Raw genomic sequence first — 25,360 nt, 5'->3', positions numbered from 1 at the left:
AGGGTTGAAAAGATTTGGGTGCTCACAAACCACCGAAAAATGGGGGGAAACAGTGGTCTGTGAGGCTTAGGGGTTGTGATCAATCGGTCAGGATTGATTGCTTGCCTGTTGCGGTGTCTTTTTGGGTGTTGTCATCAGTTGATGGCTTCACTTTCCAGTCTCCGCCTAAGGCTTTGTTGACCAAAATGACATTTGACGCAATGTTCAGCTGCGCTGTGACAAGTGCATCTTGCATGGTGTTATCTTGTCTTTGTGCATCCAACACTTGGATGTAATCAATTAAGCCCGCTTTGTATAAACTATTGGCTTTTGCCACAGCTGTTTGGGTTTGCTGGGCTGCAGTCTCTAATTGTTGATAAAAACGTAAACTATTGCCGTAGCTCATTAATGTGGTTTCAACTTCATTAAATGCCGCATTGACTGCCTGTTCGTAACGCAAACTGGCTTGCTTAAAACGAGTTTGTTGCATATCGACCATTGCGCTGCTGCGCCCGCCATCAAACACTGTCCACTTTGCCCCTAATCCAGCAGCCCATCCAACAGAGTTTGAGCTGAATAAATCATCTGCGCTATCAGCAATCACAGCAGGGCTTGCAGTCAGATAAAACTGCGGATATTGATTGGCGATACTGGCACCGAGTTCAGCATTAATGGCCGCCATTTCTCGCTCTGCTAATGCAATATCAGTGCGTCGTTTAAGGATATCTGATGGCATTCCTGTCGGGATTTGGCCTGTGACCGTTGGCAGTGGTGCAGCGTCAAAACGATTGATGATGTCACTCGGGTGTTGGCCTAATAGCGTTGCAAGGCGATATAAATGCACTTTCTCAGCCGTTTCAAATAGGGTTTGGCTAGCTGAGACTGTAGCGAGTGCTGCACGAGCACTGGCTAAGTCTAGTTCTGAACCAAAGCCGCTATTGACTAAGGTTTGTACCATTTCTAAGGTCTGTTGTTGCTCATGAATATTACGTTGAGCAATGGCTAGACGAGCTTGCGCCCCACGATATTGCAGGTAGTTGTGTACCACATCGGCGGTAATCAGTGTATTAACGCCTTGAGACAAAATTTCTGCTTGTTGAACACGAATATTGGCGGCATCGCTTAATGCATCTAAACGACCAAATAAGTCAATTTCCCAACTGACATTTGCGCCAACCATCAGGGCTTGATGATCTTTGTCAATCATCTGGGCGCCTATAGCAGGGCCCGATAATGAGTCGTTTTCTGATAAGCGGTAATCCACAGCTCCCGCCCCTAAATTAACGGTCGGAATTTTTAGCGATGACACCATTGATTCATAAGACTGCGCTGCGGTTATTCGCTCTGCAGCAATTTGAATACTGATGTTTTGCTGCTGCACTTCTTCAACTAAACGCTCGAGTTGTGGATCGCTGAAATTCTTCCACCACAAATCGGTTTCAATTTGCTGAGTATTGCCTGCATGTAAGTAGACGTGATCTAGCCCGACGGTTTCAGGGGCTTGGTAGTCTGGTGTCATGCTACAACCGCCAAGTAAAAGGGCGATGACTAATGAGATATTACGCATTTTCATGAGTTAACTCCTGTTGTGCTTGGCGTTTAAAAAACAATTTATACAATGCTGGCATAATGAATAATGACAGTACGGTTGCGACCGCAAGGCCACCAATAATGGTTGCAGCCATTTGATCGAATAATAAGTCAGACAATAGCGGTACCATACCTAATGCTGTCGTCAGGGCGCCCATCGAAATCGCCATGGTTCTATTGAGGGTTGAGTGAATAATGGCATCGTCTAATTCAGCGCCATTTTTACGTTCAAGCTCAATTTGATCCATTAGCACAATGCCGTTTTTAATGATCATTCCAGATAAAGCGATTGCCCCGACTAGCGCCATAAATCCAAATGGTTTGTCGAATAAAATTAAGCTCCAACACACGCCAATAAAGGCCAGAGGTAAGGTGATCAAAATGATGGATGGCTGTTTAAAGGCGTTAAATAACAGCACCAAGATAATGACCATGATTAAGAATGACTTAGGTGTTTGAGTCATTATGTCGTCAATGGCTTCACGCTCTTCAGAGTATTCTCCGCCCCATTCCATTTTGTAACCCGGTGGTAATTCGATCGCTTCAATCTCAGGGGCGATTTCATTACGCACATTACCAATTGTGTCGCCTAATACACCGGCTTGTACGGTAATGGTTGGCACACGATCACGGCGCCAAATCATGCTTTGCTCACCGCGCATTTCAAAACCATCAACCACATGGGAAAGAGGCACACTATGCAAGCCGACAATGGATCGAACAGGGATATCGCCAAGATCGTCTAAGCTGGCATTTGATGACTGCAATACAATTGGCACTAAGGTGTCGTGCTCACGTATTTGGCCTAAAGTAATCCCGTCGCTGGCGCGTTTTATCGCTAAGGCGATATCGGCACGATTAATACCAGCAAGACGGGCTTGCTCTTGATTAATAATCGGGTGAATCACTTTGCTTTCTTGACGCCAATCATCACGTACATAACGAGTATGAGGGTGCTGCTCTAAAATCACTTGCGCTTGATCTGACAGCTGTTTTAGCACGAGAGGGTCTTTACCTGAAAAACGTGCTTCGATACTAAATTTATCTGATGTGGCCAGTTTTAAATCCCGAAAACGTGGTTGTGCTTGCGGGAAGGTTTTTGATAACCATACATCGCCATCAGCCACTAATGTTTCAATGTCCTCAAAGCTATGGGTATTAATTAAGATTTGGCCATAACTGCCATCTAATGGTTCTGGCTCTACCGTAACCGAAAAGCGTGGTGCACTGGCGCCGATAGAAGTAGAGATACTTTCTACTTCAGGGCGAGCTAATAGCCATTGCTCAATTTGCGTCATGTCTTGTGAGACATCTTGAATACGGCTGCCGTTAGGTAACCAGTAATCCACAAACACCATGGCTCTGTCTGAGGTCGGAATAAAGTTGACTTTCACCATTGGTGTCGCCAGTAATGTCACGATAAGCGACGGAATAATAATGGCGATAGTGTATTTAGGGTTGGCGACAGTCCATGTAATGGCTGCTTTAAATTTAGTGGCAGCGGCGCTCGGTGCTTTTTCGCTGTCATGTTCTGGCGCTTTAATGAATGCCCAGCACATCAGCGGGGTAATTGTCATTGCCACAACCCAAGACAGCAATAATGAGCTGGCAAGGATTTGCACCACAGATACGGCAAATTCAGCGGCATCAGTCGTTGAGAAAATGACAGGTGTTGCCCCCATAATGGCAATGACGGTCGCAGCAAGCAGTGGTAATGCAGTTTCGCCAATACATGCTTTAGCGGCTTCAAAACGTGCTTTACCTGCTTTGAGCTTACTGACGAACATATCAGTAATCACAATGGCATTATCAACCAACATACCCAGTGCAAGAATAAATGACCCCACTGATACTCGCTGTAAGTCAACTGAAGTCAGGTTCATATAAATCAGAGTGAACAGGATGGTCATTAATAAGCTTGCACCGACAATGGATGCACTGCGCCAACCCATGAATATCATTAGGATCACCACCACAATGGCGATACTTTCAAGTAAGTTGTTAATAAAACCTGTGATCGACTTATGTACTTCATCAGGCTGAAAAGCAATAGTGCTAATATCCACACCTAATGGCAGTTCAGATTGGTACTGACTGATCACGTCTTTGAGGGTGTCGCCTAGCGACACGACATTAATCCCGTTAACTGGGCTGACCGCTAATGTGATGGCTTGTTCACCATTAAAACGGCTTTCTGTTAGTGAAGGTGTTTGGTAGTCATAGTAAATATCGGCGATATCACCTAAACGAATTAACCCACTTGAAATAGGGCCAACACCCGACTTAATGGTGAGGTTTTTGATATCTTCAATGCTGGTAAAGCTGCCCGTTTGCTCAACACGTACTTGTTCAATACCCATATCGAAATTACCAGCATCGATAGGCAGGTTTTGGCTAACCAGTTGATTGTACACTTGGGCGGCCGACAATCCTGACTCAGCAATACGTTCATCACTGATATCAACATTAACGACACGATCTCTAACGCCGTGCAGTTCAATTTTTTTAATGCCATCGACTTCTTTTAGGCGGCGTTGCAACTCTTTTGAGTAATCTTTAAGTTGCTGCAAACTGGCATCGTTACTGTGAATGGCAAAGAGCATTCCGTACACTTCAGAAAACTCGTCTTGGATGATATTGATTTGGGCTTCGAGCGGCAAACTGAGTTTTACGTCATTGACTTTACGGCGCAGTAAATCCCACTCTTGTGGCAGTTTTTCTGATGATACGGTCGAATGTAAATCGACAAAAATCATCGACATACCAGGACGAGATAATGAGCGCAGCGTGTCTAATGAACTCATTTCTTGTAGCTTGGTTTCTATTTTGTCTGTTACTAAGTTTTCAACTTCCGATGCAGAAGCACCTGGATAGAGCGTCACCACAACAGCCGTTTTAACGGTAAATGATGGGTCTTCAAGTTTACCTAAGTCAAAATAAGAGTAGATACCTGCAATGATGCATAGCACGGTAAAGAAGCACACGAACACTCGCTGCTTGATGGCAAATTCAGCTAAATTCATCATGAACCTCTCACAGAAATGATATTCTCAACGACTTTCCCGTCATGAATAAAGGCGCTTCCTGCCACAATGACTGTGTCATTAATCTTGATATCACCCAGAACACAGATATGGTTGCGACCTTGTTTAATGACGTTCACATCAACACGCTCCGCTTTACTATCAACAATCTTGGTCACTTGAGTGATGTTTTGACGACTGACTAACGCACTTGCTGGTAAACAAATGCTGTTGTTGTCGAGGGTTTGATCTGCAATACGTACATTGACCACTTTGCCTGGATAGAGATGATCTTGCTTTTCGTTAAGTGCAATGGTCGCCGAGAAGGTGCGTTTAATACTATCTGGGATACTGGCTATTTCGATCACTGTGCCGTTAAGCGCCTTGCTGCCATTACTTGCAGCACCATTGGTTTCATTAGTGAATACACTGGCAGCTTGGCCTTGAGAAAACGCAGGTAACATCGTTTCTGGAATATCGATAATGGCTTGTAATTTTTCTGGTTGATGCAAGGTTACAAAGGCAAGCCCTGGTGAAACTTGTTCAAAATTATCGTATGAGCGTTGACCTACAATGCCGCTAAATGGCGCGACAAGTTCGGTGTAGTTAAGGGCATCTTTAGCTTGTTTTAGATTTTGCTCGACAACAGTGACGGCAGCCTTGGCTCTTGCTACCCCTGTTTTAGCACGATCTAAGCTGACATCAGACATGGCATTGTCTGTGGTCGCCATCTGGGTGCGGTCTAACTCATTTTTAGCTTGATAGTAACTTGCGTTCGCTTCAGCTAAACGGCCTTCCAGCTCTGCAACTCTGACTTGGTAGTCATGGGGATCAAGACGGGCAATCACTTGTCCTTTTTCGACGTAATCACCTTGTGCAGCGTTTATTTCAATTAGGGTTCCAGCCACTCTAAATGCAAGACGTGCCTTTTCTTGGGCTTCTAATACACCTGAAAAGCGCAAGTCATGGTTTTGGTTATTTTCACCGATAACAATGACAGAAACTGGTTGAGTTGGTTTATTTGCAACAGTAGCGTCTTGACTGCAGCCACTGACCATCGCAGTAATAAGTGCAAGTTGAGTCAGATTAGTGATTTTTTTCATTTTCATGGAACACCTCATAATTAATGAGGGCAGTTTATTCAGATATTCACTTATTAAGTAGCGGTATATGAGTAGTTTCACTTACTCGTAAAATGAGACAATCAAAATATGTTAAGGATTAAATAAATTGATGAGTTATTGAATTTAATAACGGCTGGTATGGTTTATTTGCTTATAATTTCAGGTTTTTATTCTATAGTTTGTTGTTATTCACTTGAGGGTAATATCAATTTATCAAAGCGGTAACATGGATAACATCATATTAATTGTCTCTTTTTGGGGGACTAAGAGTCTGTGTTTTGTCATCTTCTCAATGCAAGCCAGCCTAAGTACAGTGAGTGCATCTGGATTACACAAGATATCTAGAGCCCATTTAATGATTGTATTTGACGAGGTGACTATGATGAAAATTAACACAATATTAGCGGCGACACTTTGCTCTTCTTTGATGGTTGCCAATGCGCAAGCAGCAGATGTGGATTACTTTATTGGTGCAGGTACAGGCTATCAAACAGACACCATTAATGGTGATGTTATTAAAGATACTGATGGATTACCTATTATTCTGCGTGCAGGTGTCGTTATTAACGAACAACATCGTGTTACAGGTACTTTCAGCTACATGGAAGACAAGTTTTCTATTGGTGAGCAAGATTATAAGCACGAGCAATATTCTTGGTTAGTGTCCTATGACTATCTGATCCCAGTCGCCAAAAATACGCAGTTATTCATGGGTGTTACAGCAGGTGGTAATGATAATAAAGTCGCTGGTAAGGCGTCAGCAGATTTCACTTGGGGTGGTCAAGCGGGCGTCACCTACCAATGGAACGAACATTTCTCATCTGACTTGGGTTACCGTTATTTAGAACAAGACTACAGTAAAAATGGCGTTGATATTGATAACAGCCAACAAGTGTACTTAACCTTAGATTACAAGTTCTAAGTCAACGCTGGTAAATCGCTCCAAAAGGCATAGGGTCGTCGCTTATGCCTTTTTTAATTCTGTTTTGGCATCGTTTTTAGCATCCTTGTAATAGCCCGTTTCGGTTTCAATCAGAGACGTGGCCATATCAACAATGGTGTCGGCAAATAACTTAGCTGCTGCAGTCATATGTTTACGACTTGGATAGACTAAGAATGTGTCGATGGGAGTCGATTCAATTTCAGGTAACACACTGACGAGTTTACCTGATGCAATGGCTTCAGCTGCAATACTATAAGGTAGCATTGAGATCCCCGCACCCGCCAAACAAAAGCTGTATAAAGAATTCAGCTCGTTGGTGATGATATTGTATTTGACCTCAATGGTTTGATCGCCCATTTTAAGTTTGGTGTCGACCATACCATTGATTGAACGACTGCCAATAAATGAATGATGCTCTAAATCGGTGACATCATGAATGTCAGCGGCTTTATCTATGTAGAGCGGCGATGCAAATAATTTAAGGTTCAAAGTGCCCAGTTTTTTAGCAATAAACCCACTGTCATCAAGCGTCCCTGTATCCAATACAAAATCTAGCCCGAGTCGCGCCAACTCTTTATAACCCCCATTCACCATAAAAATATCTAACTGAACATTAGGGTATTTAGTGACGAACTCTGCGATGTATTTATCTAGCAATCTGTCAGTGAATGGAATAAGGCCAATTCTCACTCGTCCTTGGACTTCAGCTTGATCGTTTCGCATCACATGAGCTGCATTTCGAAGCTGATTAACCAGAGGCTCTACTTGTTCAAGAAATTGCTCACCGTTGGGGGTTAACGACATTGCACGAGTGGTGCGGATAAAAAGTGGCGCGCCGAGGTGTTTTTCTAAGTCGGCAATACGACGACTGACTAATGCCCGTCGGGTATCAAGTGATTCAGCTGCTTTGGAAAAACTGCCTAATTTGGCTACGGCAATAAATAACTCTAAATCATTGATGTGCATACTGTGGTCTTATATGAGTGACACGCACAATCAGTGTAATAAGTGGGTGATTTACTTGTCAATGCAGAGGCTATTTTTCGCTGGTTAGCTCACACCTGAACTGGGTTAAGCTAAATAGTGTTCGAAGAGACAATGAGGGATTCTCAGTTGTGTTTATGGTTTTTTATGGCTGATAATAGGGCACTTACTTCAGTGATAAACGAGAAAACAGCATGACAATAGAACGCATAGAAACCAGCAAACGTATGAGCCGCATTGTAAAACATAACGGTACTATCTACTTATGTGGTCAAGTTTGCCAAGATGCCACTAAAGATATCACAGAGCAAACCCAAACCATGCTGGATAAAGTCGAGGCGTTATTATTGCAAGCAGGCAGTGATAAAAAACACATATTATCTGCCACCATCTACGTTAAAGATATGTCTTACTTCTCTGAAATGAATGCCGTTTGGGATGCATGGGTGATTGAAGGCTATGCTCCTGCTCGCGCCTGTGTTGCGGCTAAAATGGCACGTGAGGCACTATTGGTTGAAATTTCTGTCGTGGCTGCTGAAATTCAAGCTTAATAAAGTTTTATGTCAATAGGGCAATGAATCGATTTAGATCTCAGATCCATTGTTACCCATCAGCATTCAATTCCCTCAAGTAGCCTCAGGCTACTTGAGTCTTGCTCGAATAACTATTGGCAGGTTTATTCCTTTGGCTATTACTGTGCGACCATAATAAAGATTGAAAAAACTCGCGTTGTCATGAGCGGTATTAAGGCAACCGCTTGATAATTTATAGTCACATGAATGTGACTTTTTGATGGTAAAGTTTGAACACTTTCTAACTCACTTTTGGACAAAAATGAGTTAGAAGTATCTAGTTAAAGTTGACAGCTTGAACTCTTGTTAGCTTGCGTCTGCATGCTAGACATTATGGCAATTACCCAACTATATAAATAAGCTAAAGGCCAAACTACAAAAATAATTATTGCTAGCAATTTGCTGTTAAATTTAAAGCAATGAAACGAAGAACAAGCCCACAATGTAATTGCACATACTACACCTTGAATGAGTAGTATTCTTTCCCACCAATACATCTCATCATTAGTGAGTTCATTATCTGCGAACCGTGGATCGTCCACGTACCCAAGAAATAACATTAAAGCCACGAGAGCAAAACTCCCTACGGTCATTAATAAAACAAACTTTGAATTTTCGACAAGTTTCATATACATGCTAACGCCTCGTTAAGAGGCAAAAAATTGTTGGCTAAAATTAGCGACGAAGGAGCAAAAGCCAACTGTTTTTTGTCCTTTTAAACGACTTGTGTACGCCCAGCATGGGCATGAACTAATGAGGTGAAAGTCCTCTGTAGGAAGATCACCGTTCAAATAACATATTGTTATTAAACGTTAACTACTAGCGAATGGCAAGGGCTTATCCGTGAGGGTTGGTCTGAAGGAAGCCGCTAGCAAATTTGCGAGCTGATGAACAAGAACATCATATGAGGCGTAGGCTAGAGGTGAGTTGGCACAAGACGACGAAACCACGTGATCTAATGGCCACCGTAAATGATGCAGCAGTGCAAAGAAAGTTCATGTTCTTATCTGGGGAGATCTGCTTAACAAGCGATCGGTCATTAACCAGTCAGGCTCTGCTTTATAAGTGCCTTGGCTTTTCAGCGTCATCGACTGAAAAGAGCGAATCAGATGGAAACCGATAGCGCATGACGGGGTAACTCAGCGTGTGATTAAGCAGAAGTCAGCAGACGGCATAGTAGCCCAACGCCCATCGTAATGGATGGGATAGCATACCCCGCGCTAGCGTTGTGGGTACATGGTGAAGGCCTGAACATTTAGAAGAAGGAGGAGTCTTGTCAAACTTGTCGATACCCACTACGTCGCCAGACGATTACTATCGGCAGCGTATTGATATGCAACCGGCCTTCAACCGCGATCTATTTCAACAACTGCTCGAACCTGAAAATCTACACCGAGCTTGGCGTCAAGCTAAAGCCAATAAAGGTGCGGCGGGCATCGATGGCATGACCATCGAAGCCTTCCCGCTCTGGATGCAACAAGGCGGCTGGCAACAGTGTAAATATCAATTAGAGCGAGGTGAATACCAACCCTCAGCGGTCAGGCGCGTAGAGATCGACAAACCCGATGGCGGTAAACGCTAATTGGGGATCCCTAACGTCATTGACCGTGTGATCCAGCAAGCAATCGCTCAAATACTCACGCCGTTGTTTGCCCCCTTTTTCTCGACGAATAGCTTTGGTTTTAGGCCGAATAGAAACGCCAAACAAGCGGTACTGCAAGTTAGGGATATTATCAAACAGAAACGTAAATTTGCCGTTGATGTTGATCTGTCCAAGTTCTTTGACCGAGTTAATCATGATCTCTTGATGACTCAACTTAGGAGCAAGGTGCAGGATAAGCGTCTGTTGGCGCTTATTGGTAAATATCTACGTGCAGGTGTGATGGTCAATGACCAATTTGAAGCAAGCTTTGAAGGTGTACCTCAAGGCGGGCCACTCTCGCCATTACTATCAAACATTATGTTGGATAGTTTGGATAAAGAGCTGGAAAGCCGAGAGCATAAATTCGCCCGCTACGCGGACGACTTTATCATTTTGGTAAAGTCACTTCGCGCGGGTGAACGGGTACTAAAGAGCATTACTCGCTACCTTGCCATGAAACTAAAATTGGTCGTTAATGAACAGAAAAGCCAAGTGGTTAAGGTAGGAAAAAGTAAGTTCCTCGGGTTTACATTTAACCGAGGAAAGATCCAGTGGCATGCTAAAACATTACACATTTTCAAACAAAAGTTGAGACGGCTAACAAACCGAAATTGGGGCGTAAGCATGGGTTATCAATTGTTTAAGATGCGGCAATATATGCAAGGCTGGATTAACTACTTTGGCATCGCTAATGCTTATCAAGGATGTGTCGACTTAGACCATTGGATCCGCCGTCGGGTACGTATGTGCTACTGGCGTCAGTGGCGAAAACCACGGACGAAGGTGCAAAATTTACTAAAGCGTGGCGTCAGGATCCAAGCCGCTGTTGCCTGTGGAATCACAAGCAAAGGCCCATGGAGAAGTTCAAAAACACCAGGGATACAGCAAGCGCTAAGTAATGAGTATCTGAAGAAAGCGGGTTTATGTTCACTAAGAGATGGATGGATCGCAGTTCACTATTGTAATAAATAGGCTAACCAGAAAGCTTGGTTAGGCGTTCTAAATGAACCGCCCTGTGCGGAGCCGCATGCAGGGTGGTGTGGGGGCTGGAGGCTAGATACCTCCGGCTACCCGATTATGTTTTTACTTCCTTGTATGAGTCCGCTGCTTTAAGGCACCATTCCAAAACAGGAGCTAACAACGCATCCAATTTTTGTACTTCATTTGCTACAGATTTACACGCATCAAGCTTAGGTTGTATATCTGTATTCTCGCCTTTAGGAACTCTCATCCAATGTTTATCGCACTCTCCAGCTAATCTTTCTAACTCAGCGTATAAAGCGCTAGGATCCAATGGCATTTCTTCAAAATAGATATTTTTATATACTTCAATTTCATAGATCAACTCTCTAGCTTCGGTTGAAGCTTCTTTATCACGAATAATATCCTGATTGTCCCTTTTTATACTCCACAGGTATTTTTTTCCTGATCTCGAATAAGCATGAATTTTGAAAATAGCATGTTCAATTTTATCTAACAGTAAAGAGTTTTTGTTTCTTTCTCGCTCTCTTTCCTGTCTCTTTCCTTCGAGCATAGAGTTAAACCTAAATGCTACAAATGCACCGCCTAGAATAGTTATAAACCTAAAAATATGATCAAAATAAAATGGTAAAATTTTCTTCTCTATCGCCAAGGATGAAAAATACCAAATCAACAATAATCCAATCCCTACGAAGACCCCTGTTACAAAAGGATCGTACCTATATTCTTTCATATTGCCTCATAGACCATGGCACCAAAATATACGAGAAAACATAGGTGGTGCTTATAATTATACTGAAATGCCAAGGGGTGTTTGCAACACCCCTTGGACTTTTTTAGAAGTATTGAGCGATGTGAGCAATTACCAATACAAGGCCGCTAAGCGCTGTAATAATCTTTGCTACATCAAACTTTACTTCAATGCTGAGTTTGGTTTTCATGGTTTAATTCCACTATACCGACTCAACCGGTTGAGTCATGAAAGACTCGTTTTTATATCCCGCCTTGCGAGCGGCCTGAGGCGCTATTACTAGTATAAGCGACCTCAAATCGGACGATTTCTGCTGGCACAACCAGCCCAAATTTCGAGCTCCTGCTCTAGATAAGGTGTCGCCCTTTAGCCGCCTACCAAGCGACATACGGAGCTGGTGACTCCGAAACTTTTAAAACATAACAGCTTATTATACGGCTCGCCTGATAAAGTCGGCCGTTTAAGTTATTGATTTATATCATCGTACATTTTCTATCTCTTTGATGTAAAGCAATAAAATGCTCTCAACATCATAAAACAAAACGGGCTTGCGCGATAATATCGTTAAAAAAACGATCTCTTAAGTTTATTTTTAATATTATCAATTAATTATAGTTTTCTAATTAAGTAAATATTACGACTTTAGACTTACTTAATGAGTTCTTTGATTTAAATTAAGCCAAATCTCATTATACCTGTATATAAAAACAGTTCATTAGATTGTGCAATCTAGGCTGTAAGGATGGCAACTGTAAAAAAGCAATTTCATTTAAATGTTTATGGAAAACGAAGATAAGCATTGTTAAATAGAGCTTTGGTTATAACTAACTTTGGGGCATAAACGTGTTATAACCACTAACTTTTCACTTCATTTATACTGGGTTGGTTAAAGAAGATCACTACTTCAATCTAATCCATTGCCTGCCGCTGGGATGTACAGGACAAACGAAATGTCGCGATCACATGGATGTGAAAGAGCGACCTTATGTGCAGATACATCCAAGACTCGCCGTAAACACATCCATGTGGGCTCTGCGAAAACATCCATGTTTTCGAAGGTCTTGAACGCATCTACACTGGGATTATTGTCTCTTCGATTTGACTGCATTTGTGACAATTTAAAGAGCTAAAGACTTAATTTGAATTGAGGACGTTGAAGAAAATAGCGTGATGCTCACACGGATGTGAGCATAGATTTCGCGGTGCATGGATGCACCATCGGAAGCGTTAGCATTTTCGAATAAGTCTGAAGTTAGCAACAAATGAAGTTTAAAGTTGGATCAATCCCCATCGAAAATTATGCGCTTTCCAGCATTTTTCGTTAGGGGCGCTGTGGGTTTGTTAAGGGGGACAAGCGCTTTCCCCCTTGGCTCTGGTGTGGGCGAAGCGCCACGACGTTGATTTTTTCAAAAATAATAAAACAAACTTTGGGGGCAGAAACACGTTAGAACCACAAACGAAGTTTAAAACTGAATGATTCTCCGTTGGAAATTTTGCTGTTTAAATTTCGCCGGGGCTGCTGGGACTATGGTTTATAAAGAATCAAGAAGGGTGAGCAGTTTCACCCTCCTTGCTCTGGTGTGTGCGAAGCGCCACGACGTTAATCCAAACGGAGTCTGGAAATAGAGAGCACATCACGACGTTAATCCAAACTTTAAAATAAACGCACAATTACCTATTTATCTTCTTCTTAATTTGACGATCAATGAACCTCAAGTGAGGTATTCATCGTTTGTTATCCGTGCTTATACGATTAAGCCTCTTTGCACCCTAGGATCAGATGCCATTGAACTGATATACTGCCCGCCTGATTTTTGGGAGGACCAATGGACGTATCATCTTTATTAGACGGCTTAAATGAAATGCAGCGTGAAGCAGTGGGCGCACCGCTTTCTAGCATGCTTGTTTTGGCTGGAGCAGGCAGTGGTAAAACACGGGTATTAACCCACCGTATTGCTTGGTTGATGCAGGTTGAACAACAAAGTCCATACTCCATTTTAGCGGTAACCTTTACCAATAAAGCGGCGGCAGAAATGCGTGAGCGTGTTGAAAAGGTCGTCGGCACGAATATGGGACGCATGTGGATTGGTACCTTCCATGGATTAGCGCATCGTTTACTGCGAACCCATTATCAAGATGCTAATTTGCCGCAAAGCTTCCAGATCATCGATTCTGATGACCAATTACGTTTACTTAAACGTATTCTTAAAAGCCTCAATTTAGATGAAAAGCAATATCCGCCACGTCAATGCCAAGGTTATATCAATGGTAAAAAAGACCAAGGATTACGCCCAAAGCATATTGATGCCGGCGGTTTTCCTATTGAGCAAAATCTACTTAATATCTACAAAATTTATCAAGAGTCATGCGATCGCGCTGGGTTAGTCGACTTTGCTGAAATCCTATTACGTGCTCATGAATTGTGGCTCAATAAACCCCATGTTTTGGCGCACTATCAAGAACGCTTTAAACATATTTTGGTAGACGAATTTCAAGACACCAACGCCATTCAATATGCGTGGATCAGAGTGTTAGCGGGTAACTCTGCCAATGTAATGATTGTCGGTGATGACGATCAGTCCATTTATGGCTGGCGTGGCGCTCAAGTTGAAAACTTGCATCGCTTTTTAAATGACTTCCCTGGTTCAAATACCGTTAGGCTTGAGCAAAATTATCGCTCAACAGCTAACATTTTGAATGCTTCGAATGAATTAATTGCTAATAACCCTGAGCGTTTAGGTAAAAAACTGTGGACCGAAGATAAGGCGGGTGAGCCTATTTCAGTCTATTGCGCCTTTAACGAAATGGATGAAGCCCGTTTTATTGTTGGCAAAATGGCTGAGTGGCATGCCAAAGGTGGCAACTTAGCGGATTGTGCGATTTTATATCGCTCTAATGCGCAGTCTCGTGTGCTTGAAGAAGCGTTACTGCATAAAGGCTTAGCGTACCGTATATACGGAGGCTTACGTTTCTTCGAACGCCAAGAAATTAAAGATGCCATGGGTTATATGCGTCTTATCAATAATAAAGATGACGATGCCGCTTTTGAAAGGGTTGTGAACACGCCAACTCGTGGTATTGGTAACCGTACCTTAGAGATTATTCGCTCTACAGCGCGTCAGCAAGAAATGACCATGTGGCAAGCCAGTGTTCGCTTGATAGAAGAAAAAGTATTAACAGGGCGAGCGGCGAACGCAGTTAATGGCTTTATGGATTTAGTGATTGGTATGCGCACAGACACCTTAGATATGAGTCTGTATAGCATGACGGATACCGTGATTCAGCGATCTGGACTGCGTGCAATGTACGAAGCCGAAAAAGGCGAAAAAGCCCAATCACGGGTAGAAAACTTAAACGAGCTAGTTACCGCAGCTCGCAGCTTTGAAATGCCTGAAGAACTGGAAGATATGGGCGAGCTAAATGCCTTTTTATCTCATGCTGCATTGGAGGCAGGCGAAGGCCAAGCTGACAAGTTTACTGATGCTGTGCAGTTAATGACATTGCACTCAGCTAAAGGGCTAGAGTTTCCTGTGGTGTTTATGGCAGGGGTTGAAGAAGGTATTTTCCCAAGCAAAATGGCACTGGATGAAGGTGACCGTTTAGATGAAGAGCGCCGCTTATGTTATGTGGGCATGACCCGAGCGATGCAAAAACTGTATATCAGCTACGCTGAGTCTCGTCGTATTTATGGTCGTGAAGATTATGCCAGTCCTTCACGCTTTATTGGTGAAATTCCATCTGAATACGTTGAAGAAATACGCATGAAAGCCTCAGTCTCTGCGCCAGCAATGAGCAGTCGGTTTAACGTACCACGTCAATCCATTGCCAATGACAGTGGCTTTAAAGTCGGCCAAAAAGTGAAGCATTTTAAGTTTGGTCAAGGCATTGTCACTGACTTTGAAGGCACAGCTGATAAAGCCCGAGTTCAAGTGAACTTTACCGACTTTGGCAGTAAGTGGTTGTTAGTATCACTAGCAAAGCTAGAGTCTTGCTAGGCGGTATATGTCGTTCCAAAACCGCTTTTTCAGTTGTTGAAGGGCTGTTTAGTTTTTCTGAACCCAATGATCTGATATGGGATAGATAGGATAATTGGTATTGGAACGAGATTTTGAACAAATGGTGACCATTGTCGCTATATCCACGATAAACAAGTGTTTTAACACGCCCTTAGCATGTTAGATTATTCATTTGGCAAACACACATAAATAACGCCAACCCAGAATGGCGAATAAGAAGTGAATATACTTCAAAAAGTGGGAGTGAGTTAGCCATGGCAGTATCCTCATGGACGCTTAAAGAAAAGATTTCAGTTTATAAACGGTTAACACGTTTAGACAGGCCAATTGGGACATTATTACTCATGTGGCCATGTTTGATGGCGCTGGTGTTAGCTGCTGGTGGCATGCCTGATGTAAAGGTACTGGTTATCTTTGTATTTGGTGTATTTATCATGCGTGCCTGTGGGTGTGTCATTAATGACTTTGCCGACAGAAAATTAGACGCCCATGTCGAGCGAACGAAAAATAGGCCACTTGCTTCAGGTGAAGTCAGTAGCAAAGAAGCGTTGATGTTATTTATCGTCATGGCGCTGATTGCGTTTAGCTTGGTGTTATTTTTAAATCCACTCGTGGTTAAGCTTTCAGTGGTGGGGATTATTCTCACCATTATGTACCCGTTTATGAAACGGGTGACGAATATGCCGCAAATGTTTTTGGGGATAGTGTGGAGCTGGTCAATCCCGATGGCCTATGCCGCCCAGCTTGGTTATGTGCCTGTTGAGGCATGGTGGTTATTTGCGGCTAATTGGTGCTGGACTGTGGCTTACGACACTATGTATGCCATGGTTGATAGGGATGATGATTTAAAAGTTGGCATTAAGTCTACTGCCATTTTATTTGGCAGTTACGATCGCCAATGGATAGCGTTGTTTCAACTTGCCGCACTGACGTGTTTTATATGTGCTGGTTGGTCAGCTGAGCGAGGACTGTTTTACGGCGTTGGTATTAGCAGCTTTATTGTATTCAGTGCTTATCAGCAATGGCTGATTTATAGCCGCGAACGGGCGCTGTGTTTTAAGGCATTTTTAAATAACAATTGGGCTGGTTTTGCGTTATTCATTGCACTTGCCGCTGATTATATTTTACCATACTAATATTGCTGCAAAATTAAGCTAAAACAACTGATTAACTCTGTTATGTTTTAGCTTATTGCAGTGAAACAACATTATTAATTACACATCACTAAAAACAACATCAACAAGGATAGCTGATGCATATTGTTTATTTGCTGGCCGTAGCGGTAATGGGATTATTAACCCTATCTGCGCCAGTCAGGGCTGAGCAGGCCTTTACCATTCCTAATACCTCATCCATTATTTTAGAAGATTCCGATAGAAGCTATAAAATATGGATTAAATTACCTAACAGTTATCAAGAACAAGATCCGATTCAGTATTACCCTGTAGTCTATATGACTGATGCCATGTATAGCTTTCAGGTGGTATCTGGGGTAACACGATTACCGATGAACATGCGGGAAATGGATCAAGCCATATTAGTCGGCATTGACTGGCAAGAAGGCATGAGCCCAGCAGCGAGTCGGATAAGGGACTACACACCAAGTTCAGATAAAAGCTGGAAGCGTAAAACCGGTGAAGCCCAGAGACACCTGAATTTTATTGCTAACAAGCTCATGCCTCATATCAATAAACACTATCGCACCAACCCTAGTCAAAATACCTTAATTGGTCATTCCTTAGGTGGCTTATTTGGCGCCTATGCTTTGCTAAAGCAGCCAAAGTTATTTAACCATTATCTATTGAGTAGTCCGTCATTATGGTTTGATGACAAGCAGCTGATGAAGCAATTTCGTTCAGCTGACTTTATGCTAAAAGACGTTAATGCCAAGGTTTATATCGCAATTGGTGAATATGAAACGGCAGCGCTAACTGAGTATGGTCATGACATGGTGGCAGATGCGAAAGCGTTTCAGGCGATTTTGTCCCAAAAGAACAGATTATCAGCTGCACAAACGCTCAATGTTCGATTACAGGTGATAGAAGCGGCAACCCATAATATGGCGTTTCCAACAGCGGCAATTCAAGGGCTAAGCTGGTTTTTATCTGCTGAAAAATAATCAGCTCAGTGGATTAGTTTACGAAGTGATGTGACGAGTGAATTGAGAGTCATATCGTGATGGATAACAAACTTAGCCAATAAGGATATTGCTATGAGACCTGTCGTAAAATACCGACTGATTTTTTTAGCTATTGCGGTAGTGCTATTTACTCTTGGTGTACAGCTTACGCCCGAAACACTGACAAACAGTAGTGACGAGCTAACATTAACTCTGATTGCTATTGGTTACTTTGTCATTATTCCGTTGACATATTGGTACTGCATTATTAAAAAAGGCGGCCAAAAGTGGTGGAAGCTGATTATTATTTTAAGCACTAGCAGCTTGGTCGCAAGGCTCAGCTTTCCGGCAGATATTGCCGACTATTTTGAGTTTGTTGCTTGGTTAAGATATCCCATTGTTGGGGGGTTATTGATCATTGAAGCTTACCTCGTGTTTACGATTATTCGTGGCTTATTAAAGGTTAGAAAGGTAAAAGGCGACCCGAGAGTCAGTGCGGTAGAAATGTATGCAGATAAGGATGAGAAAGCGCTGTCTATTGCCTTTATCGTGGCGGGTGAACCCACAAACTGGTATTACGCTATTCCATGGTTTTCTCGTCATCATCCCACAGCTCTCAGCCACATTAAGTTAATGAGTGCTAAGCCTTGGCATTTGTTATTCATGCTTACTGGTTGTTTAACTAGTTGTATTGCCAGCTATATGATGTTGGTTCACTGGAGTGAATTAGCCGCGATTATCGTGTCTTCAATCATCAGTTTAACCTTGGTGATGTTGGTGGCGAATTATCGTATCGCGCGCCATTACTCAATGTATTTAATCCGCGATAGACTAGTGATTAATAATGCCATTTGGGGCTTTATGGCGATTGATGTTAATGAGATTGAAGCGGTAGAGGTGAATCAAATAGCCAAGAAGGTTGTTGATGATGAGCTGGCCATTGGGCGAGGCGAGCAGACTAATCTCACCATACGTTTTAACACGCCACAATGGTATTTTGGCGGGTTAGGGCAATTAGTTGAAAAGCTCACCGTATTGCACATTCAAGTTGCTGAGCCAGAAAAGGTGTTCGAGACATTGGTGAATGTTGAACATAATCAAGCGGCGTAATCTTTCGAATTGTTACCAAGCGCATAGGTGAAGATTGTGCATAAAAAAATGCGCCAACGTAGGCGCATTATTGTTATTCATTTGAGCTGATTAGTCGGCATTGATAATGCACTTAATTTGGCCTACTTGGATTAGTTACTCACTAATTTGGCTAAGTCAGCAGGTCGATAATAAACCGATTTTAATACCTTGCCTTGGCGAACGACTTTACCCGCCATTTCTACATCTTTTGCACATTTAGCAATGATAAACTCGCCTTTGGTGCTGCCAACAATTTCAACGCCTTGCTTGGCATAATGGGCTACTGTTTCAGCTAATTCTTGCTCATTACGGCACACTTTACTCATGTTGCTTGAGTGGACTTCATCCCAACATTCAATAAAGTTAATTTCGCGATTGTTAGCCACACATAACAGTAAATCAATTAAGTAACTAATTTCTATGCGGTCAGTGATTTTGCTAGCGCCTAAATGCACTAAACGCCCCATAAGCACATAAACCGAGTCAACGATGGCGTCAGCTTGTTCAACACGGCAGTCAGCTTCAGCAAGCTCTGTTAACTCTTCAATGATGAGTGAGGTATGTAGGGTATCCGCTTTATCATCTAGGCTAGTCGCATCTTCGATGGGTAAATCAAAGGTGCTGCGAAATTCTCTGATATCACGGTATAAATGGTCAAAAATGGATTGGTCTAAAACAGATAACTTCATGAGTCAGTAAGCCTAGTTAATAAAATAGGCGATTATGGTAATGAATTGCACTTCGTACTACAAGAAAAACGGCGACACAGGGTCACCGTTAAGATAATAAAAATAACCGCCCATAAAACAGGGATCGGGCGGAGGTTAATAGAACCTTTTGTGATGATGAAACTAAAACTGATTTGTTATCTATTGGCATATTTGGCAATTAAGCCATCTAAGTAAGGTTGAATACCTTCGTCAGTCCAATCGATATAGCCTCGAACAAACCCAACAAGATTCCCTTTGCCGTCAAGAAAGAAACTTGCAGGGAGTAAATCTGCAGGCATGATGTAATCAATGTCTTTGTCGGGATCGATCCAAGTGGCATATTCTCCAAAACCGTGTTTTTCAAAAAACGGTTGGATATTGGCTGGGTCTTCGTCAATCGAAATAGGGACTAAAGCAAAGTCATTATCTTTATTGCGCGCTTTAATCGCCTGCATGGCTGGGATTTCCTTGATACAAGGCGCACACCATGTTGCCCATAGGTTTACCATGACCAATTTACCTTGATGCTGTTTCAAATTGACCGTTTTTAATTGTTGGTCTTTGAAATCAATATCTTTAATTTTTCTGGCATTGTGCAGTTCGACAAATCGGGACATCACCATAGGTTTAGCGATAGGTTCACCGGTTTCATAGACTTTGGCTTCATTAGGACTAGCGACAGCATTAAGGTGCAGACTGCCAGTCAGTAATAGCATGGTAAATGGAAGTAATTTATTCATAATAATTCTCATAAGATTGTGGCGCTGAGTCGGCTTGTTGTTTTTTGATCCAAGCAATGCCACCAAAAGCGGCAAGTAAGATTAATCCAAGTGGAATGACCCATAATGCCAACGTGCCTGAGTGGAAACTTGGGGTGTAGCGGATCCGTTCGCCAAAGCGAGCGACCATAAAATCAATGATTTGTTGTTTAGATTGGCCTTCATCGAGTTTTTGAAAAATATGCCCTTTAAGTTCATTAGCAATTTGAGTTTGTGAATCAAACAAACTGCGATTGTCGGAAATTGGACAACGTAATTCTTGTGCAATTTCAAACCCCAATGCACGCTTTTCACTGGCGCTATACTCGTTTGGCATAGTGATATCTTCAGCACTTGCTGGTTTTACACTGATGGCAATCAATACGCTGATAATCAGACTAATCAAGATGTGAGATAAATGACTCAATGAGCCTAATCGAGACGAATTAACTGTTGGAAATATCATGATGTCGGCTCCTGTAATGCCTGTGATTGAGACAAGGCTTGAAGCTGTTTTAGAGGTCGAGCTGTTTGTGATTGATGGCGGTATAAGGGACTTTTACAACCAAAGACCACCACTAGCCCTGCAATCATCATCATTAATGCACCAAGCCATAAGCCATTTATCAGTGGTTTATAGCTGATACGGATCAGGTATTCGGTGTCATTTAGCGGTGTACCCATTGAAACATATAAGTCTTTTAACGGGCTCGAATGCACACCTGCTGCTGACATTTGCATACCGTTGGTTTTAAAGGTGCGACGTTGCGGATAGACATACGCAATAGGGTTTTCATTGCTATCCATTACGAGGATATTGGCTTGCAGTGCATCATAGCTTTGCGTTGTCACATGCTGAGTTTGCTCAAAGACAAATGTATAACCGGCGAGTTCTCTACCTTGGTTAGGTCCCATACTGAGCACTTCTTCTTGCTCAAGATTTGAAACGACGGTACCTGCAAGTATGGCCATCGCAACGCCAAGGTGTGCAAGGCACATGGCATAAAATCGGCGGCTATGATGTTTATCTGCACCTTGTTGGTGCTGAGTAATGGCAACCATGATTGTCAGCACTAACCAAGTAACAGAGGCTAATCCGAGGAAAAACCATACATTGGCCTGCTCGAGTGCGACATTGAATATCGCTGCAGTCATTGTTGAGATGAGCAATAATATTGCAGGTACAGTGAGGTTTGAGCGTTTATCGACTTGCCAACGTAGCAAGGGAGCAAGCCCCATTAATAGGCTTAGTATCACCACAATAGGCACAAAAATACTGTTGAAGTAAGGAGCACCTACTGAAATCGTTACGCCAGTGAGCACGCGATAAATTATAGGGTAGTAGCTCCCTAATAAGACAGACAATGCGGCGACAACAAGTAATAGGTTACCCATTAGCAGAAGGCTATTACGGGATATCAGAGCAAATTTATCACGGGTCTGAATGTATTGCGCTCGGGTGGCAAATAAACCTAAAGCACTACCAGCAAATACAATTAGCAGGAATAAAATCGACATTCCTCTAGTCGGATCGGCGGCAAAGGCATGAACTGATTGCACTACGCCAGAACGGACAATAAAGGTACCTAATAAACTGAGCGAAAACGCTAAAATAGCTAAGAATAAGGTAAACTTTTTACATTGTCCGAGTCGTTCACTCATGGTCACTGAGTGAACCAGAGCCGTAGCCACAAGCCATGGGATAAATGAGGCATTTTCAACCGGATCCCAAAACCACCAACCACCCCAACCAAGCTCGTTATAAGCCCACCATGAGCCAAATGCATTCCCGCCAGTTAAAAATACCCAAGCCATTAATGCCCAAGGTCTTAGATAACGTGCATGTTGCTGAGTAAATTCCTTGCCAATTAGCGCGGCGACTGATGCTGCAAAGCATACTGTTAAACCGACATAGCCAAGAAATAATAACGGAGGATGAATAATCAGCCCGATATTTTGCAAGATAGGGTTTAAATCTCGCCCTTCAATAGGAAAATTCGGCAGTAATCTAACAAAAGGATTAGAAGTGAAAATGATAAATAAGCTAAAACCAAAAATCACTAATGCTAGTACCGATACGGTACGAATAAAAAACGCATGATGATTATTAGCATGAGTATTGGCAATAATCGCAGTCCACAGGGCGATGGCCGATACCCAAAACAACATTGATCCTTCATGACTCCCCCAAATCGCAGCTATTTTATAAAATGTGGCAAGTTGCGTATTGGAATGATCGGCGACATAAGCAACAGAGAAATCATTAGTAATAAAGCTGATGCCTAAACAAATAATGGCACCAATAAATGCACTAATCATCATATTACTGAGTAGACGATAATAGCTAATTAAATAATCATTATTATTCGATAAACCAAGCATAGGTATAATAGCTAATAATAATGATAGCACAGTCGCTATTATTAATAGTAAATGTCCAATTTCAGGAATCATATTATTACCTATTATATATGTGTGTTTTAATAACTTCTAAATAAATGAAATGGAATTTATATATTCAATGATATTAAAAGTTAATCCGTATTAATGTTATTTGTTAGTCTAGTTTTATAATTATTATGTTGTGCCTAAATAACCTTGAGTAGAGGTTAACTATCTTAGTATTAACTTTCTGTGAGATGGATCTTACTATTTTCCCAGTGAATAGTTTTTATTTTATAAAAGTAATATTTATTATTTTTCACAGATAAAAAAATCGCCTTTTTATATAAAAAATAAAATAAAATAAACTATATCTATTTGATTTTGTTGTTTATTTTTGCTTTTATTTTTTGTTATCTGTAAGGCGTTTTTTGGTGTGATCTAGCTCAATTTTTGATGGCTTATTAGCTTTAAAATAACTCTTGCTCAAATTAATTATATCGTTCGCTGAACTGCCAGGTTCGACGACAAAATATAAAATAATGATGATTAGGAGTGGGACAATGAAACAGGCTAAATACAAGATGACAGCACTAAGCGTGCTAGTTTGTCTTGGCATTGTTGGCAATGCAACTGCAGCTGGTAAATATGATAGTGTGCCAGCCATGGGTAAAACAGCTCAAAAAGTACTTGCAGCCCCAAATGGTGATGAAGAAGCAAAAGGCGTTAAAACGCTGCAAGATTATATTGTTCAAGAAAAAGAACTTTTTGATTACTTATTTCAAAACCATCCATTATTTAAATACCATGAAGAAGGTAACTTAGTGGGTGATTACCACATTAGTGACCGTGGTGAAGAATATTTAGATACTGGTAATAGCCCGAAATACAGCAAACGTGTTGGTCGTCCAAGTGCGGTGCAATATCGCCTGGGGGCAAAATCTATTTTAGATTATCCGAACAAGTTTGTTGGACCTGAAAAATGTGGTGAGTGTCATGCTGTGCAATATGAAGCATGGAGTCGTTCTCGTCACTCTAAAACAATTCGTTTCCCTGGAGAGCATCCAGAAGTCGATAACGATTTGAACAAAACCATGTACAACACTAAAGATACTTCTATCTTACCTGACGGTATTACCCCTGATGCCATTTATGCAACCGTTGGTACGCCTCGTACAAAATACGGTTTCATTGATGCGTGGATGGTGCGTGGTACTTACCATATCCGTGATGGTTTACTAAAAGATGGCACCGGTAAAATGATTGCTGGTGGTAACCAATTCTCACGTGGTTGGGCGGAGTGGCTTACCCCTGAAATGGCGGCAAAAATTAATGCTGCCATTCCAGAGTTCCCTGCAACAAACGAAGGTAAAGCATTTGGATTAAGTGGTTCTCACCAAGTGGGCATGAGCTCGTACGGTGCGAAATACGAAAAAGAAATGTTGTTCCAACCAGCGAGTTCTTACTGTGAAGTTTGTCATAGCTTCAAGTTCGACTTCCAAAGCAAAGATGAGTACTTAGCGGCATTAGGCGACCCTGAAAAACTTCGTGAGCATACGATTTCTAAAGGTATTGCTTGTGAAGAGTGTCACGGCGCTGGTGGTCACTTAGACGGCGGTAATGGCGGTGGTATGCCATCTAACTGTGAACGTTGTCACCAACGTTTCAACTATGTTGATGAGTTAGCTGATACTGAACAAGGTCAAGAGAAACTTGAGTATGCCTTCGGTGTGAAAATGAAGTCTGCATGTCCATCATGTGGTACTGAAGGATCGCAAATGTTTGCTTCTATGCATTATGAAAAAGGCATGCGTTGTGCCACGTGTCATGATCCGCATGAAGTGACAAGCAACGATTGGAAGTCTGGTTATACCAAACCGAAAATGAAGAAAGAGTGTTCAGACTGTCACGCTGCGCAAGCAGAAATTGCTGACAATACGAAAACTCATAGCGAGCAAAGCTGTACAAGTTGTCACATGCCTAACATGGGCAGCTGTGAAAACTTCACCGCAATGCAGTTCCCTGATCAAGCTGGTTTCGATGCCGTACGTAAGTCTCACATGTGGAAAATCGAAATTGACCCAACTCAGAAAACGCTAAATCCACCAGAAGGCAAGTCTCGTGAAGCGACGACTAAAGGTTGGACTGTTGCGAAGAACGCAGATGGTAATAACTACTTAGACTTAATGTGGTCTTGTGCTCGTACTGCGACCTCTGATGATAACGTTGTAAATGGCAAAGGTTGTCATAGTCAGTTCCAATCTGAACTTGACCCAAGCCTACACTACGAAGATCAACAAGAGATCTACGGCGAAGTCATGAAGTTCCAAACACCAATTAAAGAAACTTACGCTCAAGTTGTTGGTGCACTTGAAGCTATCGACCAATTACTAGAAGTGACTAAGTTATCTGTTGAAGATAAATCACAAGTACTTCTGTTGGCTGATAAAGCTCAAGATGCAGTGACCTTACTTGAAAAAGACGGTTCTTGGGGTGTTCATGGTGCGCGTTATACCCAAAAACGTATCGACGCAGCATTAACTTACGTGACCCAAGCTCAAGCCATTATTAATGGTAAAAAAATGTAAAACCCAGATGGCAACGAGCAATCGCTCGTTGCCATTTTTAATAGCTCGGCATCAGCCGATGCCGAGA

General features: G+C 42.1%; 16 protein-coding genes and 1 pseudogene. 8 read left to right on the top strand and 9 right to left on the bottom strand.

Translation table 11 applies throughout. From position 1 onward, the window contains the following. Positions 1-79: 79 nt before the first annotated feature. Genes AN944_RS05075 through AN944_RS05065 form a run of 3 tightly spaced genes read right to left on the bottom strand, consistent with a single transcriptional unit; the run spans position 80 to position 5,701 of the window. The gene (locus AN944_RS05075) at positions 80-1,552 is read right to left on the bottom strand and encodes an efflux transporter outer membrane subunit (protein WP_235530853.1); all 1,473 of its coding nucleotides are present in this window, start codon (positions 1,550-1,552) and stop codon (positions 80-82) included. Further along, entirely contained in the window at positions 1,539-4,595 is a 3,057-nt protein-coding gene (locus tag AN944_RS05070; RefSeq protein ID WP_055023514.1) for an efflux RND transporter permease subunit, read from the bottom strand. The genes AN944_RS05075 and AN944_RS05070 overlap by 14 nt, the downstream gene beginning before the upstream one ends. Next, complete coding sequence (locus AN944_RS05065) at positions 4,592-5,701, bottom strand: efflux RND transporter periplasmic adaptor subunit (RefSeq protein ID WP_055023513.1); 1,110 nt, start codon at positions 5,699-5,701, stop codon at positions 4,592-4,594. The genes AN944_RS05070 and AN944_RS05065 overlap by 4 nt, the downstream gene beginning before the upstream one ends. Before the next feature lie 241 nt (positions 5,702-5,942). Between AN944_RS05065 and AN944_RS05060 the strand changes: the two genes are divergently transcribed. Further along, on the top strand, positions 5,943-6,638 hold the full coding sequence (locus AN944_RS05060) for a porin family protein (protein WP_235530852.1): 696 nt from the start codon (positions 5,943-5,945) through the stop codon (positions 6,636-6,638). A gap of 42 nt (positions 6,639-6,680) precedes the next feature. Here the strand turns inward: AN944_RS05060 and AN944_RS05055 are convergent, their stop codons facing one another. Then, the gene (locus tag AN944_RS05055; RefSeq protein ID WP_055023511.1) at positions 6,681-7,625 is read right to left on the bottom strand and encodes a LysR family transcriptional regulator; all 945 of its coding nucleotides are present in this window, start codon (positions 7,623-7,625) and stop codon (positions 6,681-6,683) included. A 212-nt stretch (positions 7,626-7,837) separates the two neighbouring features. On the opposite strand from AN944_RS05055, the gene AN944_RS05050 reads away from it, so the two are divergent. Next, on the top strand, positions 7,838-8,194 hold the full coding sequence (locus tag AN944_RS05050) for a RidA family protein (protein ID WP_055023510.1): 357 nt from the start codon (positions 7,838-7,840) through the stop codon (positions 8,192-8,194). A gap of 1,294 nt (positions 8,195-9,488) precedes the next feature. After that, positions 9,489-10,829, top strand: a pseudogene (ltrA, locus tag AN944_RS05040) (group II intron reverse transcriptase/maturase). A gap of 103 nt (positions 10,830-10,932) precedes the next feature. On the opposite strand, the gene AN944_RS05035 reads toward ltrA, so the two are convergent. Next, the gene (locus tag AN944_RS05035) at positions 10,933-11,571 is read right to left on the bottom strand and encodes a hypothetical protein (protein WP_055023508.1); all 639 of its coding nucleotides are present in this window, start codon (positions 11,569-11,571) and stop codon (positions 10,933-10,935) included. 1,844 nt (positions 11,572-13,415) lie between these two features. On the opposite strand from AN944_RS05035, the gene uvrD reads away from it, so the two are divergent. From uvrD to AN944_RS05015, 4 genes are all read left to right on the top strand, one after another. After that, positions 13,416-15,584 (top strand): DNA helicase II, encoded by a 2,169-nt coding sequence (gene uvrD / locus AN944_RS05030; protein ID WP_055023507.1) that lies wholly within the window; start codon positions 13,416-13,418, stop codon positions 15,582-15,584. Between the two features lie 275 nt (positions 15,585-15,859). Then, the gene (ubiA, locus tag AN944_RS05025; RefSeq protein ID WP_055023506.1) at positions 15,860-16,741 is read left to right on the top strand and encodes a 4-hydroxybenzoate octaprenyltransferase; all 882 of its coding nucleotides are present in this window, start codon (positions 15,860-15,862) and stop codon (positions 16,739-16,741) included. A gap of 116 nt (positions 16,742-16,857) precedes the next feature. Beyond that, positions 16,858-17,724: an alpha/beta hydrolase gene (locus AN944_RS05020; protein WP_055023505.1), complete on the top strand. Its 867-nt coding sequence runs from the start codon at positions 16,858-16,860 to the stop codon at positions 17,722-17,724. A gap of 93 nt (positions 17,725-17,817) precedes the next feature. Continuing rightward, the gene (locus tag AN944_RS05015; RefSeq protein WP_055023504.1) at positions 17,818-18,834 is read left to right on the top strand and encodes a hypothetical protein; all 1,017 of its coding nucleotides are present in this window, start codon (positions 17,818-17,820) and stop codon (positions 18,832-18,834) included. Between the two features lie 131 nt (positions 18,835-18,965). Here the strand turns inward: AN944_RS05015 and AN944_RS05010 are convergent, their stop codons facing one another. The 4 genes from AN944_RS05010 to AN944_RS04995 all read right to left on the bottom strand — a co-directional run bounded on the left by AN944_RS05010 (position 18,966) and on the right by AN944_RS04995 (position 22,777). Further along, positions 18,966-19,544: a nucleoside triphosphate pyrophosphohydrolase family protein gene (locus tag AN944_RS05010; protein WP_055023503.1), complete on the bottom strand. Its 579-nt coding sequence runs from the start codon at positions 19,542-19,544 to the stop codon at positions 18,966-18,968. Positions 19,545-19,720: 176 nt separating this feature from the next. Continuing rightward, positions 19,721-20,305: a TlpA disulfide reductase family protein gene (locus AN944_RS05005; protein ID WP_055023502.1), complete on the bottom strand. Its 585-nt coding sequence runs from the start codon at positions 20,303-20,305 to the stop codon at positions 19,721-19,723. Continuing rightward, positions 20,298-20,789 (bottom strand): cytochrome c-type biogenesis protein CcmH, encoded by a 492-nt coding sequence (locus AN944_RS05000; RefSeq protein WP_055023501.1) that lies wholly within the window; start codon positions 20,787-20,789, stop codon positions 20,298-20,300. Before AN944_RS05000 ends, AN944_RS05005 begins: the two co-directional genes overlap by 8 nt. Continuing rightward, on the bottom strand, positions 20,786-22,777 hold the full coding sequence (locus AN944_RS04995) for a heme lyase CcmF/NrfE family subunit (RefSeq protein WP_055023500.1): 1,992 nt from the start codon (positions 22,775-22,777) through the stop codon (positions 20,786-20,788). Before AN944_RS04995 ends, AN944_RS05000 begins: the two co-directional genes overlap by 4 nt. Positions 22,778-23,268: 491 nt before the next feature. Here AN944_RS04995 and AN944_RS04990 point away from each other — a divergent pair, with 491 nt between their 5' ends. Beyond that, entirely contained in the window at positions 23,269-25,293 is a 2,025-nt protein-coding gene (locus tag AN944_RS04990) for a cytochrome c (protein ID WP_055023499.1), read from the top strand. Positions 25,294-25,360: the final 67 nt, after the last annotated feature.

It is taken from the genome of Shewanella sp. P1-14-1, from assembly GCF_001401775.1.
Classification (GTDB): Bacteria; Pseudomonadota; Gammaproteobacteria; order Enterobacterales; family Shewanellaceae; genus Shewanella; species Shewanella japonica.
The sequence above is the reverse complement of the archived record's forward strand: the minus strand, read 5'-3'. Positions and strand labels throughout refer to the sequence as shown.

Bases quoted from the DNA above. Each gene is read 5' to 3' on its own strand.
- AN944_RS05075 (WP_235530853.1), bottom strand. From the start codon at position 1,552: ATGAAAATGCGTAATATCTCATTAGTCATCGCCCTTTTACTTGGCGGT.
- AN944_RS05070 (WP_055023514.1), bottom strand. From the start codon at position 4,595: ATGATGAATTTAGCTGAATTTGCCATCAAGCAGCGAGTGTTCGTGTGC.
- AN944_RS05065 (WP_055023513.1), bottom strand. From the start codon at position 5,701: ATGAAAATGAAAAAAATCACTAATCTGACTCAACTTGCACTTATTACT.
- AN944_RS05060 (WP_235530852.1), top strand. From the start codon at position 5,943: ATGGATAACATCATATTAATTGTCTCTTTTTGGGGGACTAAGAGTCTG.
- AN944_RS05055 (WP_055023511.1), bottom strand. From the start codon at position 7,625: ATGCACATCAATGATTTAGAGTTATTTATTGCCGTAGCCAAATTAGGC.
- AN944_RS05050 (WP_055023510.1), top strand. From the start codon at position 7,838: ATGACAATAGAACGCATAGAAACCAGCAAACGTATGAGCCGCATTGTA.
- AN944_RS05035 (WP_055023508.1), bottom strand. From the start codon at position 11,571: ATGAAAGAATATAGGTACGATCCTTTTGTAACAGGGGTCTTCGTAGGG.
- uvrD (WP_055023507.1), top strand. From the start codon at position 13,416: ATGGACGTATCATCTTTATTAGACGGCTTAAATGAAATGCAGCGTGAA.
- ubiA (WP_055023506.1), top strand. From the start codon at position 15,860: ATGGCAGTATCCTCATGGACGCTTAAAGAAAAGATTTCAGTTTATAAA.
- AN944_RS05020 (WP_055023505.1), top strand. From the start codon at position 16,858: ATGCATATTGTTTATTTGCTGGCCGTAGCGGTAATGGGATTATTAACC.
- AN944_RS05015 (WP_055023504.1), top strand. From the start codon at position 17,818: ATGAGACCTGTCGTAAAATACCGACTGATTTTTTTAGCTATTGCGGTA.
- AN944_RS05010 (WP_055023503.1), bottom strand. From the start codon at position 19,544: ATGAAGTTATCTGTTTTAGACCAATCCATTTTTGACCATTTATACCGT.
- AN944_RS05005 (WP_055023502.1), bottom strand. From the start codon at position 20,305: ATGAATAAATTACTTCCATTTACCATGCTATTACTGACTGGCAGTCTG.
- AN944_RS05000 (WP_055023501.1), bottom strand. From the start codon at position 20,789: ATGATATTTCCAACAGTTAATTCGTCTCGATTAGGCTCATTGAGTCAT.
- AN944_RS04995 (WP_055023500.1), bottom strand. From the start codon at position 22,777: ATGATTCCTGAAATTGGACATTTACTATTAATAATAGCGACTGTGCTA.
- AN944_RS04990 (WP_055023499.1), top strand. From the start codon at position 23,269: ATGAAACAGGCTAAATACAAGATGACAGCACTAAGCGTGCTAGTTTGT.